This is a genomic window from Ruegeria sp. CDSC081, from assembly GCF_059610485.1.
Window position 1 is genome coordinate 187,532 of record NZ_JBXWNS010000005.1, and the last position, 21,118, is coordinate 208,649.

Annotated in this window: 18 protein-coding genes; 10 read left to right on the forward strand and 8 right to left on the reverse strand. The window is 58.1% G+C overall.

Translation table 11 applies throughout. The features are described from left to right. Positions 1-447 (reverse strand): RrF2 family transcriptional regulator, encoded by a 447-nt coding sequence (locus tag AC2FH9_RS10785; protein ID WP_142635622.1) that lies wholly within the window; start codon positions 445-447, stop codon positions 1-3. A gap of 93 nt (positions 448-540) precedes the next feature. Between AC2FH9_RS10785 and AC2FH9_RS10790 the strand changes: the two genes are divergently transcribed. Then, positions 541-1,110, forward strand: a complete 570-nt coding sequence (locus AC2FH9_RS10790; protein WP_496750041.1) for a gamma-glutamylcyclotransferase family protein — start codon at positions 541-543, stop codon at positions 1,108-1,110. 52 nt (positions 1,111-1,162) lie between these two features. Here the strand turns inward: AC2FH9_RS10790 and gltX are convergent, their stop codons facing one another. After that, positions 1,163-2,488, reverse strand: coding sequence for a glutamate--tRNA ligase (gltX, locus tag AC2FH9_RS10795; protein ID WP_496696352.1), 1,326 nt, complete (start codon positions 2,486-2,488; stop codon positions 1,163-1,165). A gap of 140 nt (positions 2,489-2,628) precedes the next feature. Here gltX and AC2FH9_RS10800 point away from each other — a divergent pair, with 140 nt between their 5' ends. Then, positions 2,629-3,561 (forward strand): MBL fold metallo-hydrolase, encoded by a 933-nt coding sequence (locus AC2FH9_RS10800; protein WP_496750040.1) that lies wholly within the window; start codon positions 2,629-2,631, stop codon positions 3,559-3,561. A gap of 3 nt (positions 3,562-3,564) precedes the next feature. On the opposite strand, the gene AC2FH9_RS10805 is transcribed toward AC2FH9_RS10800, so the two are convergent. The 3 genes from AC2FH9_RS10805 to AC2FH9_RS10815 all read right to left on the reverse strand — a co-directional run bounded on the left by AC2FH9_RS10805 (position 3,565) and on the right by AC2FH9_RS10815 (position 7,246). Next, positions 3,565-4,893 (reverse strand): NAD(P)/FAD-dependent oxidoreductase, encoded by a 1,329-nt coding sequence (locus AC2FH9_RS10805; RefSeq protein ID WP_496871506.1) that lies wholly within the window; start codon positions 4,891-4,893, stop codon positions 3,565-3,567. Positions 4,894-5,047: 154 nt separating this feature from the next. Next, a complete protein-coding gene (locus tag AC2FH9_RS10810; protein ID WP_496750038.1) occupies positions 5,048-5,299 on the reverse strand; it encodes a hypothetical protein in 252 nt (83 codons plus the stop codon). Positions 5,300-5,587: 288 nt separating this feature from the next. Continuing rightward, positions 5,588-7,246 carry an NAD+ synthase gene (locus tag AC2FH9_RS10815; protein WP_496871508.1) on the reverse strand — a complete coding sequence of 553 codons (1,659 nt, stop codon included), beginning with the start codon at positions 7,244-7,246 and terminating at the stop codon, positions 5,588-5,590. 146 nt (positions 7,247-7,392) lie between these two features. On the opposite strand from AC2FH9_RS10815, the gene AC2FH9_RS10820 reads away from it, so the two are divergent. Beyond that, on the forward strand, positions 7,393-8,862 hold the full coding sequence (locus AC2FH9_RS10820) for an MORN repeat-containing protein (RefSeq protein ID WP_271948348.1): 1,470 nt from the start codon (positions 7,393-7,395) through the stop codon (positions 8,860-8,862). 6 nt (positions 8,863-8,868) lie between these two features. Here the strand turns inward: AC2FH9_RS10820 and AC2FH9_RS10825 are convergent, their stop codons facing one another. After that, entirely contained in the window at positions 8,869-9,534 is a 666-nt protein-coding gene (locus AC2FH9_RS10825; protein WP_496871509.1) for an SDR family NAD(P)-dependent oxidoreductase, read from the reverse strand. A gap of 283 nt (positions 9,535-9,817) precedes the next feature. Between AC2FH9_RS10825 and AC2FH9_RS10830 the strand changes: the two genes are divergently transcribed. Next, positions 9,818-11,389, forward strand: a complete 1,572-nt coding sequence (locus AC2FH9_RS10830) for a 2-isopropylmalate synthase (protein ID WP_496750035.1) — start codon at positions 9,818-9,820, stop codon at positions 11,387-11,389. Positions 11,390-11,570: 181 nt separating this feature from the next. Here AC2FH9_RS10830 and AC2FH9_RS10835 read toward each other — a convergent pair whose 3' ends face one another. Then, positions 11,571-12,356, reverse strand: a complete 786-nt coding sequence (locus AC2FH9_RS10835; protein WP_496750034.1) for a 23S rRNA (adenine(2030)-N(6))-methyltransferase RlmJ — start codon at positions 12,354-12,356, stop codon at positions 11,571-11,573. A gap of 154 nt (positions 12,357-12,510) precedes the next feature. On the opposite strand from AC2FH9_RS10835, the gene AC2FH9_RS10840 reads away from it, so the two are divergent. Genes AC2FH9_RS10840 through AC2FH9_RS10865 form a run of 6 tightly spaced genes read left to right on the forward strand, consistent with a single transcriptional unit; the run spans position 12,511 to position 19,074 of the window. Further along, positions 12,511-13,557 carry a rod shape-determining protein gene (locus AC2FH9_RS10840; protein WP_142635599.1) on the forward strand — a complete coding sequence of 349 codons (1,047 nt, stop codon included), beginning with the start codon at positions 12,511-12,513 and terminating at the stop codon, positions 13,555-13,557. 55 nt (positions 13,558-13,612) lie between these two features. Further along, on the forward strand, positions 13,613-14,515 hold the full coding sequence (gene mreC / locus AC2FH9_RS10845; RefSeq protein ID WP_281972515.1) for a rod shape-determining protein MreC: 903 nt from the start codon (positions 13,613-13,615) through the stop codon (positions 14,513-14,515). Then, positions 14,508-15,041 carry a rod shape-determining protein MreD gene (locus AC2FH9_RS10850; RefSeq protein ID WP_142635595.1) on the forward strand — a complete coding sequence of 178 codons (534 nt, stop codon included), beginning with the start codon at positions 14,508-14,510 and terminating at the stop codon, positions 15,039-15,041. The genes mreC and AC2FH9_RS10850 overlap by 8 nt, the downstream gene beginning before the upstream one ends. After that, positions 15,041-16,990, forward strand: coding sequence for a penicillin-binding protein 2 (gene mrdA, locus AC2FH9_RS10855; protein WP_496871512.1), 1,950 nt, complete (start codon positions 15,041-15,043; stop codon positions 16,988-16,990). Before AC2FH9_RS10850 ends, mrdA begins: the two co-directional genes overlap by 1 nt. After that, the gene (rodA, locus tag AC2FH9_RS10860; RefSeq protein ID WP_281995378.1) at positions 16,987-18,126 is read left to right on the forward strand and encodes a rod shape-determining protein RodA; all 1,140 of its coding nucleotides are present in this window, start codon (positions 16,987-16,989) and stop codon (positions 18,124-18,126) included. The genes mrdA and rodA overlap by 4 nt, the downstream gene beginning before the upstream one ends. A 15-nt stretch (positions 18,127-18,141) precedes the next feature. Continuing rightward, positions 18,142-19,074 carry a 2-hydroxyacid dehydrogenase gene (locus AC2FH9_RS10865; protein ID WP_496696371.1) on the forward strand — a complete coding sequence of 311 codons (933 nt, stop codon included), beginning with the start codon at positions 18,142-18,144 and terminating at the stop codon, positions 19,072-19,074. Here AC2FH9_RS10865 and AC2FH9_RS10870 read toward each other — a convergent pair. Continuing rightward, positions 19,071-21,086, reverse strand: a complete 2,016-nt coding sequence (locus tag AC2FH9_RS10870) for a M3 family metallopeptidase (protein WP_496871514.1) — start codon at positions 21,084-21,086, stop codon at positions 19,071-19,073. The genes AC2FH9_RS10865 and AC2FH9_RS10870 overlap by 4 nt on opposite strands. Positions 21,087-21,118 lie beyond the last annotated feature (32 nt).

Sequence of the window (21,118 nt, forward strand, 5' to 3'; positions counted from 1 at the left end):
TTATCGGACGCAGGCGACGGGCTGCAAAATCGTCAGCAGATTTGCATTGTCACACACCAGCGAATCCAGCGTGATTTCGTCCAGCGAGGCATAAAAGACCTCGGCCGCGTCCCGCAGCGCAAGACGCAGCCGGCAGGCGTTGGTGAGCGGGCATGTATTGTCGGCATCCGCAAAGCACTCGGCAATCGGCAAGTCGCCCTCGATATGCCGAAAAACCGAACCGATCCGTATCTGATCAGCAGATCTAGCGAGTACCATACCGCCATTGCGACCGCGATGAGTGCTCAGATAATCTAACTGGCTGAGTTGGTTGATCACCTGCGCCAAATGGTTTTCCGAGATATTACAGGCCTTTGCGATCTCGGATTTGGTCACCAACCTGTCTGGATTTGCTGCACAATACATCAGTAGGCGCACAGCAATATTTGTCCGCTTGGTTATCCGCATGTTTGCCTCCCTAAGTTCAACATGCTGCCTTATTGCATGTTGGGCAAAAAAGCGGTTTGACATACATCAATTCCCGGTCAGAAGTGATCCCGCATGGCAGACCCCTATTTCTTTGGCTACGGCAGCCTCGTGAACCTCGCGACCCACGATTTCCCCGACCCGCATCCCGCGCAGTTGAAGGGATGGCGGCGGGCCTGGCGGCATACCGATTTGCGCCCGGTCGCTTTCCTGACCGCCATTCCGGATCTCACTTCTGAAATCGACGGCATGATTGCCCATGTCCCAGGCAATGACTGGGACGCGCTGGATCAACGTGAGTGGGCCTACGACCGCGTACCAGCGACTAAGGCCGTCACCCATTCTCTGCCACACGAGGTTGAGATCGCTGTTTATGCCGTACCTGATGACCGTCAATCCGCGGCCAGCCGGCGCCACCCCTTGCTGATGAGCTATATCGACGTGGTTGTGCAAGGCTATTTGCGTGCGTTCGGGTCCGAGGGCGCCGATCGCTTTTTTGCCACCACTGATGGCTGGGACGCCCCGATCCTGAATGACCGGGCAGAGCCGCGGTATCCACGCCACCAGGCATTGAAACCGGATGAGACTTATTTTGTGGATGATCGGCTGAAGCGAATAGCAGCCCAGATCGTAAAGACCTTATAGAAAAAAGGCGCGGCCAGCAGACCACGCCTTATCACAATCTAAGGCACTAAGATCAGCCGCGCGCGCGGATCACCTGCAGAAGGGGTAACAGGGTTGCCATTTCGGGGCCGCGCTCCATCCCTGTCAGTGCCTTGCGTAAAGGCATGAACAGACTCTTGCCCTTGCGGCCTGTCGCGTCTTTCACCGCGCTGGTCCACTGCCCCCAGGTCTCGCCGTCGAACGGGCCTTCTGGCAACAACGCCACGGCCTCGGTGATGAACTCTCGGTCTTCATCGGCAATCAGAGGTTCGGCACCGTTACGGCACAGCTCCCACCACCCTTTCAGGTCTGCCAGAGTGGTGATGTTCTCGCGGGCCATGGCCCAGAACGGTTCGGCCAGTTCGGCCGGTACGCCCGCATCTGCCACAGCATCCGCAACGTCGGCCAATGACAAAGATTGCAGGTGTTTTGCCGTCAACGGAAACAGGTCCTGAACGTCAAACTTGGTCGGCGCGGCACCAAAACGACCAATGTCAAATCCATCGATCAGCTCGGCCATCTCTGTCCGCAACTCAACCGGGTCGGATGAGCCCAGACGCGCCATCAAGCTGAGCAATGCTAACGGCTGTACGCCCTGCTCGCGCAGATCACGCAGAGCCAGCGTGCCCAGTCGCTTAGACAGCGCCTCGCCCTGGGGGCCGGTCAGCAGCGAATGATGTGCAAAACGCGGGCAAGTACCGCCCAGCGCTTGGATGATCTGAATCTGCGTCGCGGTATTGGTCACATGGTCCGAGCCACGCACCACATCGGTCACACCCATTTCGGTATCATCGACCACCGACGCAATCGTGTACAGAACTTGACCGTCGCCCCGGATCAGAACCGGGTCAGAGACCGAGGCCGCATCAATCGAAATATCGCCCAGAATGCCGTCGGTCCACTCGATCCGTTCATGATCCAGCCTAAAGCGCCAGACTCCGTTGCCACGTTCTGCCCGCAGCGCGTCTTTCTCGGCGTCGTTAAGGTTCAATGCTGCGCGGTCATAAACCGGCGGCTTGCCCATATTCAGCTGCTTCTTGCGCTTGAGGTCCAGCTCGGTCGGGGTTTCGAAAGCCTCATAGAAACGACCCATCTCGCGCAGCTTGTCGGCTGCCTCGGCATAGCGGTCCAGACGCTCGGACTGTCGTTCGACCCGGTCCCAATGCAGGCCCAACCACTCGAGGTCCTGCTTGATGGCATCGACATATTCTTCCTTCGATCGCTCGGGGTCTGTGTCGTCGATACGCAGGATGAAGGTGCCGCCAGCCTTGCGGGCAATCAGGTAGTTCATCAGAGCTGTGCGCAGGTTGCCCACATGGATGTAACCGGTGGGTGACGGGGCGAAACGGGTGGTTGTCATAGGAGTCTCCTGTTGGCGCGGCTCTTCTCACAGGATGGGCAAATTGTCCAGCCACCGCACCGGTTCACGCCAACGTCAGGTGGCAATCCTCGGGCGATACCCTATCTTCAAAGTGCTGGCACACACAGGGAGATCTCAAAATGACCGTTACACTAACTCGTAGGGCCGCACTGGGCGCGGCGGCAGCCTTGCCTTTTGCATCAGCTGCTACCCCCATCCTGGCTGCAGCAAGCGATACCAAAGCGAATTCAACCATCGCGAAATCGTTCCAGTTGGGCGATTTCACCGTAACAACTCTGCTGGATGGCAGCCTGCCGCGCGATGGCGCCAAAGAGATTTTCGGCGGCGGTGCCACGGATGAGGAATTTGCAAACGTATCGGCCCAGAATTTTATTCCTGCCGATAAAGCCCAGTTCTTTTTCACACCAACGCTGGTCAATACCGGGTCTGAACTTGTGCTGTTTGATACTGGCCTTGGGCAAGGCGGCATTCAGGCGGCACTGGCAGATGCAGGCGTGAGCCCGGATCAAATCGACGTCGTCGTCATCACCCATATGCACCCTGACCATATTGGCGGCATGACCACAAATGACGCGCCGACTTTCCCGAATGCGCGCTATGTCACCGCATCATCCGAGTATGACTTTTGGGCCGCGCAGGATTCCGGCAATCGGGTCGGCGATCTGGTCGCCGCCAAAGTGACCCCAATGGCCGAAAAGATGACCTTTGTCGGCGATGGCGGCGAGGTTCTGTCCGGAATAACCGCCGTTTCAGCGCATGGGCATACCCCCGGACACACGGTCTTTCATCTGGAAAGCAACGGTCAACGTCTGGTGCTGACGGCCGATCTGGCCAATCACTATGTCTGGTCCTTCGCCCAACCCGAGTGGGAGGTGAAATTCGACATGGACAAAGCCGCAGCCGCCGCTTCTCGTCGTAATGTGTTGGGGATGCTGGCAGCAGACAAAATCCCGATGATCGGATATCACATGCCCTTCCCCGCAGCCGGTTACGTCGAGACGCGCGGCGATGGGTTCCGGTTTGTCCCGGTCAGCTATCAGATGATGGGTTAACGTTTAAAACCCTGGGTCCGGCCGAATTTTCGACCCGTCCGTAAAGCGGGACAGGCGGAAATCGGCCGGATCAACACAAGGGTCACTGGCCGAGACCAAATCGGCCATCAGCCGCCCGGCACCGGGCCCGATCCCAAATCCATGACCCGAAAACCCCGTCGAGATGAACAGGCCCGGCTTGTGGTCGACGGGTGAAATGATCGGGATCGCATCCGGAGTGACATCAATCATACCCGCCCAGCTTTGAACGATTTCAGCCTGTTTTAGCGCGGGAATGCCCTTGGTTGCGCTTTTCCAAGCTTGCCGCAATGCCCGGCGCGACGGTTCGGGATCCAGAACGCGGCAATGTTCGAACGGAGTCACATCCGTGGGCAACCAGCTCCGGTCCTGCCCCGCCTCTTCGGCCCACCGCTTGGACAACCGAAACCGCAGCGACCGCCACTCCTGACGATATGCAGGAAGAAATTGCCACGCCAAGCGAAGGCTATCCGGCACGATATCAACGGTGTTTTCATGCCCGGACGCAATCGTATACCCTCCGTCGTCCCGCTTGCGTATTGCAAAATCGTCCGACCACAAGGCGGCCTCAGGACCGGAAACCGGAGAGGTTCGGAATACGGTGTTCAGCACCTTCAGTTGTGGAAAATCAACTCCGGCATTCCCTGCAAACAAGCGCGACCACGCACCGCCCGCCAGTACGACATTGCCGCAGGCCACGCGACCGCGTTCTGTGAAGACACCGACGACACGGTCCGCCTCTGTATCCAGACAGCGCACTGCACAGTTGGTCATCAACAGGGCCCCCCGGTCACGCGCAGCTTCGGCGATTGCGGGTGCAGCCCATTGCGGTTCCGCCCTACCGTCTTGCGGCATAAACAATGCGCAATCCAACCCCGTCTGATGGTCTGGCATTAGTTCCGCCAACAGAGCCCCGGACACCATCCTTGCCCCAGTATTCAACCCCTCCACATGGCGAAGCCAGCGTTCAAGATTGCCCTGTTCCCGCTTGCCAGAGGCGCCGAACAGGATACCGGCCTGTGTGAAACCTGTCTTGCGCCCGGTGCGTTGATCGAGCTGCGCCCAGATACGCTGTGATTCCTGCATCAGCGGGATTTCCCGAGGATCGCGCATACCCAAACGCACCCATCCCCAGTTCCGTGAACTCTGCTCGGAGGCCATTTGTCCCTTTTCGCACAGAAGGACAGACATTCCCCGCTCTGACAGTTCGAGGGCGGTTGATGCCCCAATAATTCCTCCACCAATGACAACAACATCAACGGCTTTTGGCAGCTTTAGATCGGGTTCAACAGCATTAGGCTTGGGGCCAGGCATCAACCGCTCATAATTCATTGCACGGACCGCAATGAAGGCGCGGGATCACGACAGACGCAACAGAAGAAACTTCGCTTCAATGACTATTGCGCAGGCCTGTGACCATTCGGCCAACGTGGCGAGCCAGCGCATCTAATTCAGGATTTTGAAAACTTCAGGCCGCGCCGCACAATTCTGCCAGTTTCTGACGCAAAGAGGTAGCGATACCGCCTTCCGGCACCTCGGCTTCTGTTTCCAGAAACTGCGCGCGGGGGCCCACCGTCGTGGATTCCTCTTTGGGCACCTCTTCATTCAACAAATTGGCAATGGCAGCATCTACCTTTGCCTCATCCAGAGACCGACCTTCGGATTGCATAGACCGCCATTTTGGCGGTGAATGAAGCGGTTTATCGTATTCATCGTACATAATGGCACCAAATCGTTAACTCAGACATCCAATTTCGGACGCGTCGCTAAAGACCGATGGGAAAGCTCATTAACACCTATTTCCCACAATGCGTCGCATCCGCCCCACATGGGGCAACAATCAAGCTAAAATGTGGCAAAAAAAAGACCGGGCATCAAGGGGGGCTCGGAAACGCCCAAGAGAATCTAAGCCACTACACTCAAAAAGTAAAACAGTTCCAGAAGCACGCGGCTATTGCCCATAAAATGGAAACAGTTTTCGCGTCAAAATGGTGATCCCTGTAAGGCGTCAGGTCCTGTCGCGCCAACGATTCACGATAGGATACCTGCGATCCAGCCAGAATGCCCGCTTGGTCAAACGTGTCCCCGGGGCGGACTGAAACCGTTTGTATTCGCTGATATAGACCAAATGTTCGATCCGGCGCGCAACGGCTTCTTCGAACCCGGCGGCCACGCAATCCGCGATCGACCCATCCTGATCAACCAATATATCCAGAATGGCGTCCAGAACCGGATAATCCGGCAGGCTGTCACTGTCCTTCTGGTCTTCGCGCAACTCGGCACTAGGAGGTTTGTCGATGACCGAGGGTCGGATGACCTCACCCTCAGGGCCTTTCATCCAGCCGCGATGATTGGCATTGCGCCAGCGGCAGGTCTCGAACACGCGGGTTTTGTACAGGTCTTTGATCGGATTATAACCACCGTTCATATCCCCATAGATCGTGGCATATCCAACGGCGACTTCGGATTTGTTGCCTGTGGTCAGCAGCATCTCGCCGAACTTGTTCGACAGGGCCATCAGCAACAGCCCCCGCAGGCGGGACTGGATGTTTTCTTCGGTCAGATCTTCGTCTCGCCCGGCAAACAATGGGGCAAGCGTATCCGTGATCGCCGCGCGCCCCTGTGCGATAGGGACGAAATCATAGTGAACACCCAACGCCTTAGCCACCGCTTCGGCATCATCCAAAGAATCCTGGCTGGTATATTCCGACGGCAACATCACGCAGCGAACATTTTCAGCGCCAATCGCATCAACCGCTATTGCCGCGACAAGGGCTGAATCAACGCCACCAGACAGACCCAGAACAACCTTTTTGAACCCGGTTTTAGCCATGTAATCACGCAGAGACTGGACCATCGCGCGATAGTCCTGCTCCCACGCATCTGGCTGCGGCACAATCTCGTCCGGAATTATGCGCCAACCTGCGTCGCCGCGTTCAAGATCCACATGCGCTATCGCTTCGTCGAACACAGGCATACGGAATGCCAGTTCTCCGCCTGGATTCAACCCAAAGGTCGCCCCGTCAAAGACCTGATCGTCCTGCCCCCCGACCATGTTCAGGTAAATCAGCGGCAATCCGGTCTCAACCACGCGCGCCACCATATGGTTCAGGCGCACATCATATTTGTTTCGGAAATAAGGCGAGCCGTTGGGGATCAACAGAAATTCGGCTCCTGTCTCCTCCAGCGTCTCGGCAACATCCGGATGCCAGCTGTCTTCGCAGATTGGGCTGCCGATCCGAGAGTTGCCAACCGAATAGGGACCGCCCAGCGGGCCGGAATCATACAGGCGCACTTCGTCAAAGACTGTCTCATTCGGCAGGTGATGTTTCAGCACTTTACTGCTGATCCTGCCGTTCTTGAGGATGAGATAGGCGTTATACAGCCGGTCATCTTCGAACCACGGCCCGCCGATCGCAATCGCAGGTCCATCGGCGCAACGTTCCGCAAGCGCCTCAACAGCTTTCATTGCGGCTTTGTGGAACGCAGACTTGATCACAAGGTCCTGCGTATTATAGCCGGTGATGAACATCTCGGGGAAAGCAACAAGTTGGGCACCGGCCTCGCGCGCCTGCTCCCACGCAGAAAAAGCCTTGGCCGCATTGCCTTCCAAATCCCCGACAATGGGATTGAGCTGCGCCAGAGTGATACGGAAACGGTCGGCCATACTGCCCTCTTGCCCTCGTCTGTCCTATTGCCATTTACCAGATCGCACCGCGAGTGAAAGACCAATAAGGCAAAAGCCGTTGCCCTGCCTGCGTCGGTATCCTAGTTTTGCGCAAAAGCACGATGCTCGCGCAGACAGGACCAAACATGAACGTTTTTCGCACTTCAATCGCCGCAGTTGCATTGACCCTGTCAGCGCTGACCGCCTTCGCGCAGAACGATCAGGTAGTCGTGGCCGATGACGAAGTGGGCGGCGTATACGAAGGCACGTTCCTAAATGGCCTGCGGCACGGAACCGGCACCTACCAGTTGCCGGATGGTTTCGAATACGAAGGCGAATGGATCGAAGGCGAAATTCAGGGCCAGGGTATTGCGCGCTATGCTAACGGGTCGATCTATCAGGGCGCCTTTGCCAACGGTCAACCCGAAGGGTTCGGAACGATCGTCTATGCTGATGGTGGCAGCTATGAAGGGGAATGGGCCGATGGCTCGTTCAACGGCCAAGGAGTCGCCGTCTATGCCAACGGAGCGAAATACGAAGGTGGGTTCAAGAATGCCAGGCACCACGGCCAAGGCACTCTGACCGACCCGACCGGAGAGGTGTACGAGGGCGACTGGGTTGACGGGGTCAAGCAGGGCAAAGGCAAGATCACCTCAGCCAAAGGCAACGTGTATGAGGGCGACATCAAAGACGGCAAGCGTCATGGCACAGGCAGCCTGACGCGGCCGGAAGGTATGAGTTATACGGGTGACTGGTCCGAAAATCGCATGACCGGAAAAGGCCGTCTACTGCAAGCCAATGGCGATTTGTATGAAGGCGATTTTTTTGATGGGCGCCGACAGGGCAAAGGCAAGGCAACCTATGCCAGTGGCGCCATCTACGAAGGTGACTATCACGATGATCGCCGCCACGGCAAAGGCCGTTTTCTGGGCACGGATGGGTTCGACTATACTGGTGAATGGAAAGACGGCCAGATTGAGGGCCTCGGAGAGCTAACCTATCCTGACGGTTCGACCTATGTCGGTGATTTCAGTGCAGACCTGCCCCATGGCAAAGGAATGCACACCTATCCTGATGGCCTGATTTACGACGGCGACTGGATCGCCGGAGTCTTCGAGGGTCAGGGCAAGGCCACTTACCCGAACGGCGCCATCTACGATGGGCAGTTCAAGAACGGTCTGAACCACGGCACCGGTGTTCTGACATTTGCAAACGGGTACAAATATGAAGGCGATTGGGTCGACGGTGCGCGCCAGGGCGAGGGCAAAGCCAGCTTCCCGGACGGAACGACCTACAAGGGCGATTTCAAAGATGGGCAGCGCCACGGGCAAGGATCGATAACCACACCGCGCGGCTTCACCTATACAGGCGGTTGGGTCGAGGGGAAGATCAGCGGCACCGGAACCGCTACCTATGCGACTGGTGACGTGTACGAAGGTGGGTTTTTGGACAACAAACGCCACGGTGACGGCACGATGCGCTATGCTGACGGCAAAGAAGAAACCGGCGTCTGGGAAAACGGTGTTCTGCCGGGTGAAAACACCAGCGAGCCGCAGGAGAGTGCTCCGGCAGACGACAGCGCGACAACGGCAACCAGCCCTGCCTCTGACGGTTAGCGGGTCTCACCACGGCACAGGTTTTCCAGCCCAGTCGAAGAACCCGCCAGTGTCTGCGGGCACAAGCGCCCTGGCGACGCTCAGCAGGTTTCGCGCGGCTTCATCCGATTCAACGGTCGGGTGTCGCCCAACATATTTGCGCGTGAATTCTGTACGCACTGTACCCGGATGCAGAGCCACACAGATCGCCTGTTTGTGGGTGCGGGCCAGCTCAATCGCGGATGTGCGCACAATCTGATTGGCCGCAGCTTTTGAGGCCCGATAGCCGATCCATCCCCCCAGCTGATTATCTCCGATTGATCCGACGCGGGCGGACAACACCGCCACGACAGATCGCCTACCCCGTGGTAGCAGCCGCGCAGCGTGTGACAGCACAAGGGCCGGACCAACCGCATTCAGGGCAAACTGGTCCATCATTGCCTGCGCTGAAATTGATCTGATGGACTTCTCCGGCTGTGCACCATTGATTTCCAAAGCACCCGTCGCAATGAAGATCATGTCAAACGGGCATTGCAATGCTTCCAGAGCCGGGCCGACAGCTTCGACATTCGTGAGGTCGAAACCATCTGCAGAACGCGACAAGGTGGTTACGTCTACGGATTGCATGGTCAACAGCCTTTGCAGCGCGGCACCGATACCACCCGAGGCACCTATGATGAGAGCTTTCTCCATTCCGGATCAACTAGCGGTCTTCACTCGGCAATCAACCGTCACGGTTCGTGCAGGTTTTGACGTCTGCATGAAATTCCTACTTTTCATTCCCCGCATGCGCTGTATAAGCTCAACCCCATGATCAACCGCGCAGATATCCTTGTTGCCGACACCGCCCCCTGCGGTGCGTCTCTGCGTGGCCTACTGATCCTAATCCGCCTCTGAGCGTGCCACCCGGCGCGCCCGCTCAGAGGAGGACGCCCGCGCGCCATAGGCTTTAGGACAGAAGAAGAAAGAGAATCCCATGACCAATGTGACCGACCAAGACCGCGTCTTGATCTTTGACACCACTTTGCGCGACGGCGAGCAGAGCCCCGGCGCGACCATGACCCATGCCGAAAAGCTGGAAATCGCGGAACTGCTGGACGAGATGGGTGTCGACATCATCGAGGCCGGTTTCCCGATCGCATCAGAAGGCGACTTCAAAGCCGTCAGCGAGATTGCCGAGCGATCACAAAACAGCCGCATCTGTGGGTTGGCCCGTGCGAATTTCGCTGATATCGACCGCTGCTGGGAGGCGATCAAACACGCTGGCAAGAACCGCATCCACACTTTCATCGGCACCTCTCCACTGCACCGTGCCATTCCGAACCTGACCATGGACGAGATGGCCGACAAGATCCACGAAACCGTCAGCCACGCCCGCAACCTGTGCGAAAATGTACAGTGGTCGCCGATGGATGCGACCCGGACCGAGTGGGATTATCTGTGCCGTGTGATCGAGATCGCGATCAAGGCCGGTGCCACGACGATCAACATCCCCGACACTGTCGGTTACACGGCACCTGTCGAATCCGCTGACCTGATCAAGCGCCTGATCGAAACGGTTCCGGGCGCGGATGAGGTGGTGTTTGCCACCCATTGCCACAACGATCTTGGCATGGCGACGGCGAACTCACTGGCGGCTGTCGCTGGTGGTGCGCGTCAAATCGAATGCACCATCAATGGCCTTGGCGAGCGTGCGGGCAATACTGCGCTGGAAGAAGTTGTGATGGCGCTGCGCACCCGCAATGACATCATGCCGTGGCATACCGGCATCGACACCACCAAGATCATGCATATCTCGCGCCGGGTTGCGACGGTTGCGGGCTTCCCGGTTCAGTTCAACAAAGCGATTGTCGGCAAGAATGCCTTTGCGCATGAAAGCGGAATCCATCAGGACGGCATGCTGAAGAACCGAGAGAATTTCGAGATCATGCGCCCTGAAGATATCGGCCTGTCGGGCACCTCTTTGCCGCTTGGCAAACACTCGGGCCGGGCTGCGTTGCGCGATAAGCTGGAAACGCTCGGCTTTGAGGTCGGTGACAATCAGCTCAAGGACATCTTCGTGCGGTTCAAGGATCTGGCCGACCGCAAGAAAGAGGTTTTTGACGACGACCTGATCGCGTTGATGAGCCAGGATGATGAGGCCGACGATCACCTGCAGTTGGTTTCGATGAAAGTCACCTGCGGCACCGGCGGTCAGGCGGAATCGACGGTCGAGCTGGAAGTGGATGGCAAGGACATTGTCGCGACCGAACATGGCGACGGTCCAGTCGATGCCGCCTTTAAAGCCATTCGCCGAATCTATCCCAACACCGCCCGCCTGCAACTGTATCAGGTCCATGCTGTGACCGAGGGTACTGATGCGCAGGCAACCGTATCGGTTCGGCTGGAAGAGGACGGCATGATCGCCACCGGTCAGTCAGCGAATACCGATACGGTCGTGGCATCCGCCAAGGCCTATATCCACGCACTGAACCGCCTGATCATGCGCCGTGAAAAGGCCGGGCCAGGTGCAGACACGCGTGAAATCAGTTATAAGGACCTGACCTGACAGCCGGATGACACTCCCAAGGGCTCCCGCACCCGCGGGTGCCCGGCTACGCCGGACGCCCTTGCGGCTTTGGGCCCGGCAGCGCGCCTGCGGCGCGCTGCCGGGCCCAACACGTTTGATGGCATCTTTAGATGCTGGCAAATGGGGCGGGAGAACCCTGTGGTCCGAAATCAGACTGGCGTCACAGCCCTTTGAACAGCTCTGACAGACGGTCCATTTCATCTTGGATGCCAAAGGGCGCGTTCAGCAGGAACATCCCTGATCCGACCATTCGATGACCTTCCCGCGCAGGTGCAAACCGGACTTCATGACAGATCGCCTTGGGAAAACCCTGCGCCTTCAACGCGGCAACCATCGGGGCCTGACGTTGATCGGTCAGGATCGGATACCACAGCGCGATGACGCCCACATTCCATTTACGGTGCAGTTTTGAGATCACGCCCGGCAGCCGGTCATAATCCGCCTTCACCTCATAGCTGGGATCAATCAACAGCATCCCGCGCCGCGGCGTTGGTGGCAGCAAAGACTGCGCCAGCTCATACCCGTCCTGTTTGTACACTTTTGCCCCAAAGGGGGACATGGTCATCGACAATGCCGCGTATTCCTGCGGGTGCAGCTCTGCGAAATGCAAACTGTCCTGATCCCTCAGCAGGTTGGCCGCGATCAGCGGTGAACCGGCATAGCTGTTTTCTCCGTGCCGTTCATGAACCTTGGCCAGCGCCTGCGACAAAGGATGATCAGATGGAAACCACCCTTCGCGCTGCGCTCGCTTGATACCTACGGCTGCCTCGCCTGTGCGCACGGCTTCTGCTGCGTCTAACTGGTACAGGCCACGCCCGGAATGGGTTTCCAGATAGGTTATCGGCTTATCTTTTCGCGTCAGATAGTCCAGTACCCATGCCAAAAGAGCGTGCTTTTGAACATCAGCCAGATTCCCGGCGTGGTAAATGTGTTGATAAGAGAGCATGTTGCCTTCTAAAGTCCCTCTCAATAAGGCGGAAAGGTGCTGAGTTACGCGGAATCAGCCCTTTTACCGGGCGAGATGGCACCCTATAAGACATCCGTCCCGGAACCGTCGAGTCGCGGGCAGTAGAAATTCTGACGAACGGGATCAGTACAACATGGGCATCTTTGGCAATCTGGGCGGCTTGTTCTCAGCGGACATGGCGATCGACCTTGGAACAGCAAATACGCTTGTTTATGTCAAAGGGCGCGGTGTGATCCTGTCGGAACCTTCGGTTGTGGCTTACCACGTCAAGGATGGGGTTAAGAAAGTCCTCGCCGTCGGTGAGGACGCCAAGCTGATGCTGGGCCGAACCCCTGGTTCGATCGAAGCGATCCGCCCCATGCGCGAAGGCGTGATTGCGGATTTCGACACCGCTGAAGAAATGATCAAGCACTTTATTCGTAAGGTGCATAAACGCTCCACCTTCTCAAAGCCCAAAATCATTGTCTGTGTCCCCCATGGTGCTACGCCTGTTGAAAAACGGGCCATTCGCCAATCGGTTATGTCCGCAGGCGCTCGCCGGGCAGGCCTGATCGCCGAACCCATCGCTGCGGCTATTGGTGCAGGAATGCCCATCACTGACCCGACCGGCAACATGGTCGTGGATATCGGCGGCGGCACCACCGAGGTTGCGGTTCTGTCGCTGGGAGACATCGTCTATGCCCGTTCGGTCCGCGTCGGCGGAGACCGGATGGATGAGGCGATCATCTCTTACCTGCGCCGCCAGCAGAACCTGTTGGTGGGTGAATCCACCGCCGAACGGATCAAGACCACCATCGGAACCGCCCGTATGCCTGATGACGGGCGCGGCCAGTCGATGCATATCCGTGGCCGCGATCTGTTGAATGGCGTGCCCAAAGAAATCGAAATCAGCCAGGCGCAGGTCGCCGAGGCCCTGTCGGAACCGGTTCAGGCAATCTGCGAAGCCGTTATGACCGCACTTGAAACCACGCCGCCTGATCTGGCCGCAGATATCGTGGACCGCGGCGTCATGCTGACCGGTGGCGGTGCTTTGTTGGGCGATCTGGATCTGGCACTGCGGGAACAGACAGGTCTGGCCGTGTCAATTGCTGATGAAAGCCTGAACTGTGTGGCTTTGGGCACCGGCAAGGCACTGGAATACGAAAAACAGCTGCGCCACGCGATTGACTACGAAAGCTAAGGCGCGCACCCTCTAAAGGGTACATTCGGGCGCGAGCAGCACGGGAAGGAGTCCTGTGGCAAAGGACCGATCACAGCGCGATGAATACACCACCCCGCTCCGCCGTCTGCTGCTGGGGATCGTGGTTCTGTGCCTTCTGGGCATCTTTCTGGTCTGGCGCATTGACAGCCCTCGCGTCGAACGGTTTCGGGCGCAGGTTGTCGACAACGTGGTGCCCTCGATGGATTGGGCGATGGTTCCGGTTACCGCTGCGGTCAATCTGGCACGGGATTTTCAGAGCTATCAACGCCTGAGCGAGCAGAACCAGGAATTGCGCAGCGAGTTGCGTCTGATGCGCGCCTGGAAAGAGGCCGCACTGCAACTTGAGCAGGAAAATGCACGGCTTCTGGATCTAAACAATGTGCGTCTCGATCCGCGCCTGACCTATATTACCGGGGTCGTCATGGCCGATAGCGGTTCTCCGTTCCGGCAGTCGGTTCTGTTGAACGTGGGCGAGCGTGACGGAATCATGGATGGATGGGCCACCATGGACGGGATTGGCGTTGTCGGTCGTATCTCGGGTGTTGGTCCAGATACCGCACGGGTGATCCTGATGACCGACGCATCCAGCGCGATACCTGCCACGATTCAACCGTCGGGGCAGACCGCTCTGATTGCCGGGGACAACACCGCCGCGCCTGTGGTTGAGTTTCTGGAGAACCGCGAACTGGTGCGCCCGGGCGACAGGGTTGTGACCTCGGGGGATGGCGGCGTTTTCCCTGGCGGCCTGCTGATCGGTCAGATTACCGCTGATCCGGGTGGCCGCCTGCGGGTGCGGCTGTCTGCAGATTTTGAACGGCTCAAATTTCTAAGAGTGCTACGCTATCAGTCTGCGCCACTTATTCAGGACCCCGGAGGAATTGTCGGCCCACGCCAACCCGAAGCGGCACTGACACCGACGGAGACCGGCGATGGATAGTGCCGCGTCCAATCTGTGGCTCAAACGTGGCCTGTATCTGCTGTTGGCGCTGCTGGTCTTGTTCCTGCACCTGCTGCCACTGGACACGCAGCCGGATCGCTGGCCGTTTCCGGATTTCCTGATTGCGTTGACCTTTGCCTGGGTTCTGCGGCGCCCCGAATATGTGCCAACCCTGCTGGTCGCCCTGATCATGCTGGCAGCCGACCTTCTGTTTCAACGCCCCCCCGGCTTGCTGGCCGCGCTTGTTGTGTTGGGTACTGCCTATCTTCGGTCCGCAACTCCCGGGTTGCGCGACGCGGGCTTTTTGGGCGAATGGACCACCGTTGCCGTCGTGATCACAGCTGTTTTTTTCCTGAATCGCGTCATTCTTGCTATTCTGTCCGTGCAACAAGCGGCATTGGGGATGGTCGTGGTGCAAGTGGTTCTGACAATCGGGATCTACCCATTGATCGTTCTGCTCAGTCAGAACGGTTTTGGTGTGCGTCGTGTCGCACCTTCTGACCCTGGCCTGTCGGGAGGGCGGTAATGAAACAGCGCAAACCTAAGTCACAGGGCCTCGCCTATAAACGTTTGCCACGCCGTGCGCTGATCCTTGGAGGCCTGCAAGCCGCTTTTATCGGAGGTCTGGCCGCCCGGATGCGGTTTATGCAGGTAGATCAGGCTGACGAATACCGCCTGTTGGCCGAGGAAAACCGGATTAACATCCGCCTGATCCCGCCCACACGTGGTCGAATATACGATCGCAATGGGCAGATCATCGGGCAAAACTCTCCGTCCTACCGTATCGTCATGGTGCGCGAAGATGCGGGCGATGTTGAATCCGTCATCTCCAAGCTTTCTGAACTGATCCCACTGACCGAGGATGAGGTCGAACGCGCCATGACCGAAATGCGCAGATCGGCCCCGTTCCTGCCGGTCACTCTGGCCGATCAAGTCACGTGGGAAGATATCTCGAAAGTTGCCGTCAACGCCCCCGCCCTGCCCGGTGTCACACCCGAGGTCGGGATGACCCGGCAATATCCCAGATATGAGGATTTCGCGCATATCGTCGGCTATGTCGGACCGGTCAGCGATTACGACCTCAGTCAGATAGAAGATCCGGAACCCGTTCTGCGCATTCCCCGTTTTCAGATCGGCAAGGTCGGGCTTGAGGCCAAACAGGAAATCAGTCTGCGTGGCAAAGCAGGCGCCAAACGCGTCGAAGTGAACGCCACCGGCCGCGTGATGCGTGAACTTGACCGTCAAGAAGGTTTGGCCGGGGCCGATTTGCAACTGTCGGTCGATGCCGATCTTCAACAATACGCTCAGGCCCGTTTGGCTGGTGAAAGCGCCGCAGCAGTGGTGATCGATTGTGAGACCGGTGATATCCGCGCCATCAGTTCCGCACCCAGCTTTGATCCCAACCTTTTTGTGCGCGGAATCTCGGTTGCCGATTACCGGGCTCTGACACAAGACAACTATCGCCCGTTGGCCAACAAGACAGTACAGGGCACCTATCCACCCGGCTCGACCTTTAAGATGATCACTGCCATGGCCGCGCTTGAGGCTGGGGTCATCGGTCCTGGAAACACTGTTTACTGCCCCGGCCACTTGAAAGTCGGCAGTCGCCGGTTCCATTGTTGGAAACGCGGCGGGCATGGTACAGTTGATCTTGGTCTGTCTCTGAAACGCAGCTGCGATGTGTATTATTACGACGTTGCCCTGCGCACAGGCATCGACAATATCTCCGACATGGCTCGTATCTTTGGGCTGGGCGTGAAACACGATATCCCGATGTCCGCAGTGGCTGCAGGGCTTGCCCCCAATCAGGCTTGGAAAGAGCGTGTCCACGGCGAAGAATGGCTGGTAGGTGACACTGCCAATGCCTCAATCGGTCAGGGCTTTATGCTGGCCTCACCGCTGCAACTAGCCGTCATGACAGCCCGGATTGCAACTGGGCGTGCGGTCTCGCCACGCCTTGTGCGTTCGGTCAATGGGGTTGAACAACCCTCGGGCGCGGGGGAACCGCTGGCGGTCAATCGGACTAATCTGGAATATGTCCGCAAGGCAATGTTTTCGGTCTCGAACGACCGGCGCGGCACAGCTTATCGCAGCCGTATCATCTCGGATGAGTTCCGCATGGCGGGCAAGACCGGTACCAGCCAAGTCCGCAATATCACCAAGGCAGAACGTGCGGCTGGCGTTATCCGCAACGAAGACCTGCCGTGGGAACGCCGTGACCACGCGCTGTTCGTCAGCTTTGCCCCCTATGACAACCCGAAATACGCCGTAGCCGTCGTGGTGGAACATGGTGGCGGGGGGTCGAAGGCCGCGGCACCGGTTGCACGGGATATCATGCTGCAGGCGCTGTACAACGGTACGCCACCACTCGAGGCGTATCCGGCCGCCGATCGTCAGCGTATCAAGGAACAGCAAAAACAGCTCGAGGGCGACCGCCGCCCCAAAGCGCGTCCGCCTCAGAAGGACCGCGCATGAGCTATCTTGAATATGCCGTAAAATCCACGCCATCGGGGTTCCGCAAGTTCCTGTATATGAACTGGCCCCTCACCCTGCTGCTGATCAGCGTGGCCAGCGCAGGGTTCCTGATGCTGTACTCGGTGGCGGGTGGATCATGGACCCCTTGGGCCGAACCTCAGATGGAACGCTTTGGGTTGGGCCTGACCGCGATGTTCATTGTGGCACTGGTCCCGATCTGGTTCTGGCGAAATATGTCGGTTCTGGCTTATCTGGCCTCGATCGCTCTGCTTGTGGTGGTCGAGTTGTTCGGAACGGTTGGCATGGGCGCGCAACGCTGGATCGACCTGGGGTTCATGCGCCTGCAGCCATCAGAGGTGATGAAAGTAGCACTGGTGATGGTGCTTGCGGCCTATTACGATTGGCTCCCATCGCATAAAACGTCACGCCCCCTTTGGGTTCTGATCCCTGTCATCCTGATCCTGATCCCAACCTTCATGGTGTTGCGCCAGCCGGATCTCGGCACCTCGATCCTGCTGCTGGCGGCGGGGGGAGGCCTGATGTTTCTGGCCGGCGTTCACTGGGCCTATTTCGCTGCGGTTATTGCCGCAGGTGTCGGTCTGATCGCCACGGTCTTCAACAGCCGCGGAACCGAGTGGCAGTTGCTCAAGGATTACCAGTTCCGCCGCATCGACACCTTCCTTGATCCCTCCACCGATCCGCTGGGCGCGGGGTATCACATCACCCAATCCAAGATCGCGCTGGGGTCCGGAGGCTGGAACGGGCGCGGGTTCATGCAGGGCACACAATCGCGCCTGAACTTCCTGCCCGAGAAACACACAGATTTCATCTTTACGACGCTGGCCGAAGAATTCGGATTTGTCGGCGGCATCACGCTGCTGGTTCTCTATGGGCTGATCCTGATCTTTTGCCTGGTTACGGCCCTGACAACCAAGGACAGGTTTTCCTCTTTGGTCACGCTGGGTATCGCACTGAACTTCTTCCTATTCTTTGCCGTGAACATGTCGATGGTCATGGGCTTGGCCCCAGTCGTAGGAGTTCCCCTGCCGATGGTCAGCTATGGCGGTTCGGCCATGCTGGTTTTGATGGCAGCTTTCGGCATCGTCCAAAGTGCCCATATTCACCGCCCCCGCTGATCCGAAAGGCCCGTTATGACCGCAAACATCCTGTTCTCGGCACGCCCCAAACTATGGCCCGTGTATCAACCCTTGATGACACAGTACCTGACTAATGCCGGGGTCGCGTTTCAGCTAGACACCACGTTTGAACCAGATCAGGTGGATTACGTCGTCTATGCGCCCAATAGCGGCTTACGGGATTTTGCACCTTACACCCGCCTCAAGGCCGTGCTCAGCCTTTGGGCTGGGATCGAAAGCATCGTCGAGAATGACACTCTGACCGTGCCGCTGGCGCGAATGGTGGACCACGGGTTGACGCAGGGGATGACCGAATGGGTCGTCGGTCACGTGCTGCGCTATCATCTGGGTATGGACCGGCACATCACGGTTCAGGATGGGGTTTGGGCCCCAGATCCACCACCGCTGGCCCCGGACAGAACCGTCTGCATCCTGGGCCTTGGCGCATTGGGAGAGGCCGCAGCCCGCGCGCTGTCTGTACTGAATTTCAACGTTACCGGCTGGAGCCGCTCGGCCAAGGCCATCCCCGGTGTCACCTGCTTTCACGGTGAGGATGGGTTGCGTGCGGCACTGACACAGGCCGAGATCGCGGTTCTATTGCTGCCCGATACGCCTGCCACGGAAAACACACTGAACGCCGAAACCCTGTCGCTGATGCCCAAGGGTGCGCATATCATCAACCCGGGCCGAGGACCGCTGATCGACGATCAAGCCTTGCTGGCAGCTCTGGATACGGGCCAGATCGGTCACGCAACGCTGGATGTTTTCCGGGTCGAACCGCTGCCTGCGAGCCACCCGTATTGGACGCATCCAAACGTCACGGTGACGCCTCACATTGCCTCTGAAACCCGCCCCGCTACATCGGCGCAGGTGATCTGTGAAAATATTCGCAGAGGTGAGGCGGGCGAGCCTTTCCTACACCTCGTTGACCGCGAATTGGGATATTAGGCTGCGATAAGGCCGCGCCCCTTCAGCAGGGCCTCAACCCCCGGCAAACGACCGCGGAAGGCCAGATATAGTTCTTCGGCTTCGCGGGAACCGCCAGTGGACAGGATATTTTCCTCCAGCGCGTTTGCGCGTTCGGAATCAAAGGCGCCCCCCGCCTCTTCGAACGCGGCGAAGGCGTCTGAATCCATGACCTCGGACCACATATAGCTGTAATAGCCAGCGCTATAGCCGTCACCAGCAAACACATGCGCAAAATGCGGCGTGGCATGGCGCATCCCGATTGCCGCGGGCATTCCAAGATCCGCCAGAACTTCGGCCTGTCTCGCCATCGGATCGTCGGGCACAGCGCCCTCATGAAAGGCCAGATCAACCAGCGCCGAGGCCACATATTCTACAGTCTGGAACCCCTGATCGAAATTGGCGGCCTTGAGCACTTTCTTTAGCATCTCCTGCGGCATCGGTTCGCCGGTTTCGGCATGGGTGGCGAATTCGGCCAGAACTTCAGGGACTTCAAGCCAGTGTTCGTATAGCTGGCTGGGCAGCTCGACAAAGTCGCGCGCAACGGAGGTGCCCGAGATGCTTTCATAGGTCACATTCGACAGCATCTGGTGCAACGCATGGCCGAATTCATGGAACAAAGTCCGAGCGTCGTCATAAGACAGCAGCGCCGGATCACCCTTGGCGAAATTACAGACGTTGATCACGACCGGAGCCTGCACCTTGGGAAACTTTGCCTGCCCGCGCATCGCGCTGCACCAAGCGCCTGACCGTTTGGAGCCGCGTGCAAAGTAATCCCCGATGAACACCGCGATATGTTGCCCGTTCCGTGTCACCTCCCAGGCCCGGCAGTCCGGATGGTACAGCGGTATGTCCAACTGCTTGAATTCCAGCCCGAACAAACGGTTCGCGCAGGCAAAAGAGGCCTCGATCATGCGATCCAACTGCAGGTACGGTTTCAGCGCAGCCTCATCCAGATCGTGTTCAGCCTTGCGACGTTTCTCGGCGTAGTAACGCCAGTCCCACGCCTCCAAAGGCCCATTCACCCCATCATTCTGCATCATCTGCGTCAGGATTTCAGCATCAGCATTGGCACGCGTTTTGGCAGGCTCCCAAACCTGCATCAGCAGATCACGGACGCGGTCGGGCGTGCGGGCCATTTCGGTTTCCAGTTTGAAATCGGCAAAACTTTCATAGCCCAGCAGCTTTGCACGTTCCTGACGCAACTGCAGGATTTCGGCGGCAATTTCCCGGTTGTCAGTCTCGCCGCCATTTGCCCCCCGGGCAGTCCATGCGCGATAGGCTTTCTGGCGCAAATCCCGGCGCGGTGAAAACTGCAGAAACGGTACGATCAGTGACCGGGACAGGGTGACAACCGGTCCTTTTGCACCCTTTTCCTCACCCGCTGCCCGGGCAGAATTGACCACAAAACCAGGAAGCCCCTGTAGGTCATCTTCGGACAATTCCATGAACCAATCGCGCTCATCGGCAAGAAGGTTCTGGGTGAAGGACGTCCCCAGCGAGGCAAGCCGCGCTTTGATCTCTTGCATCCGCGTGTCTTCGTTTCCCTCAAGCGCCGCACCAGCGCGCACAAACCCGCGATGCGACAGCATCAGAACGCGTGCCTGCTCATCCGTCAGGCCCAGTTCATCCTTGCGCGCCCACAGATCGGCAACCCGCTGAAACAACGCCTTGTTGGACGAAATCCCCGAGAAATGCGCGGCCAGCTTGGGTGAAAATTCGCGCTGCAACTCCTCACGCAAGGGATTGCTGTCTGCGCCCGCGACCGTGAAGAATACCGACAGAACCTTGTCCATCATCTCTCCTGCAGCTTCCAGCGCTTCGACCGTGTTGGCAAAAGTCGGGGCCTCCGGGTTAGAGGCAATCGCGCCAATCTCAGCGTTATGGGCCTGCATGGCCGCGTCCAGGGCCGGGGCGAAATCCGTGTCGGATATCGTGTCGAACGGTGCAATTTCGAACGCGCTGGTCCAGGCGGACAGAATCGGGTTGGTCATTGAAGTCTCCTTTGTCCCCTACCTAAGAACGA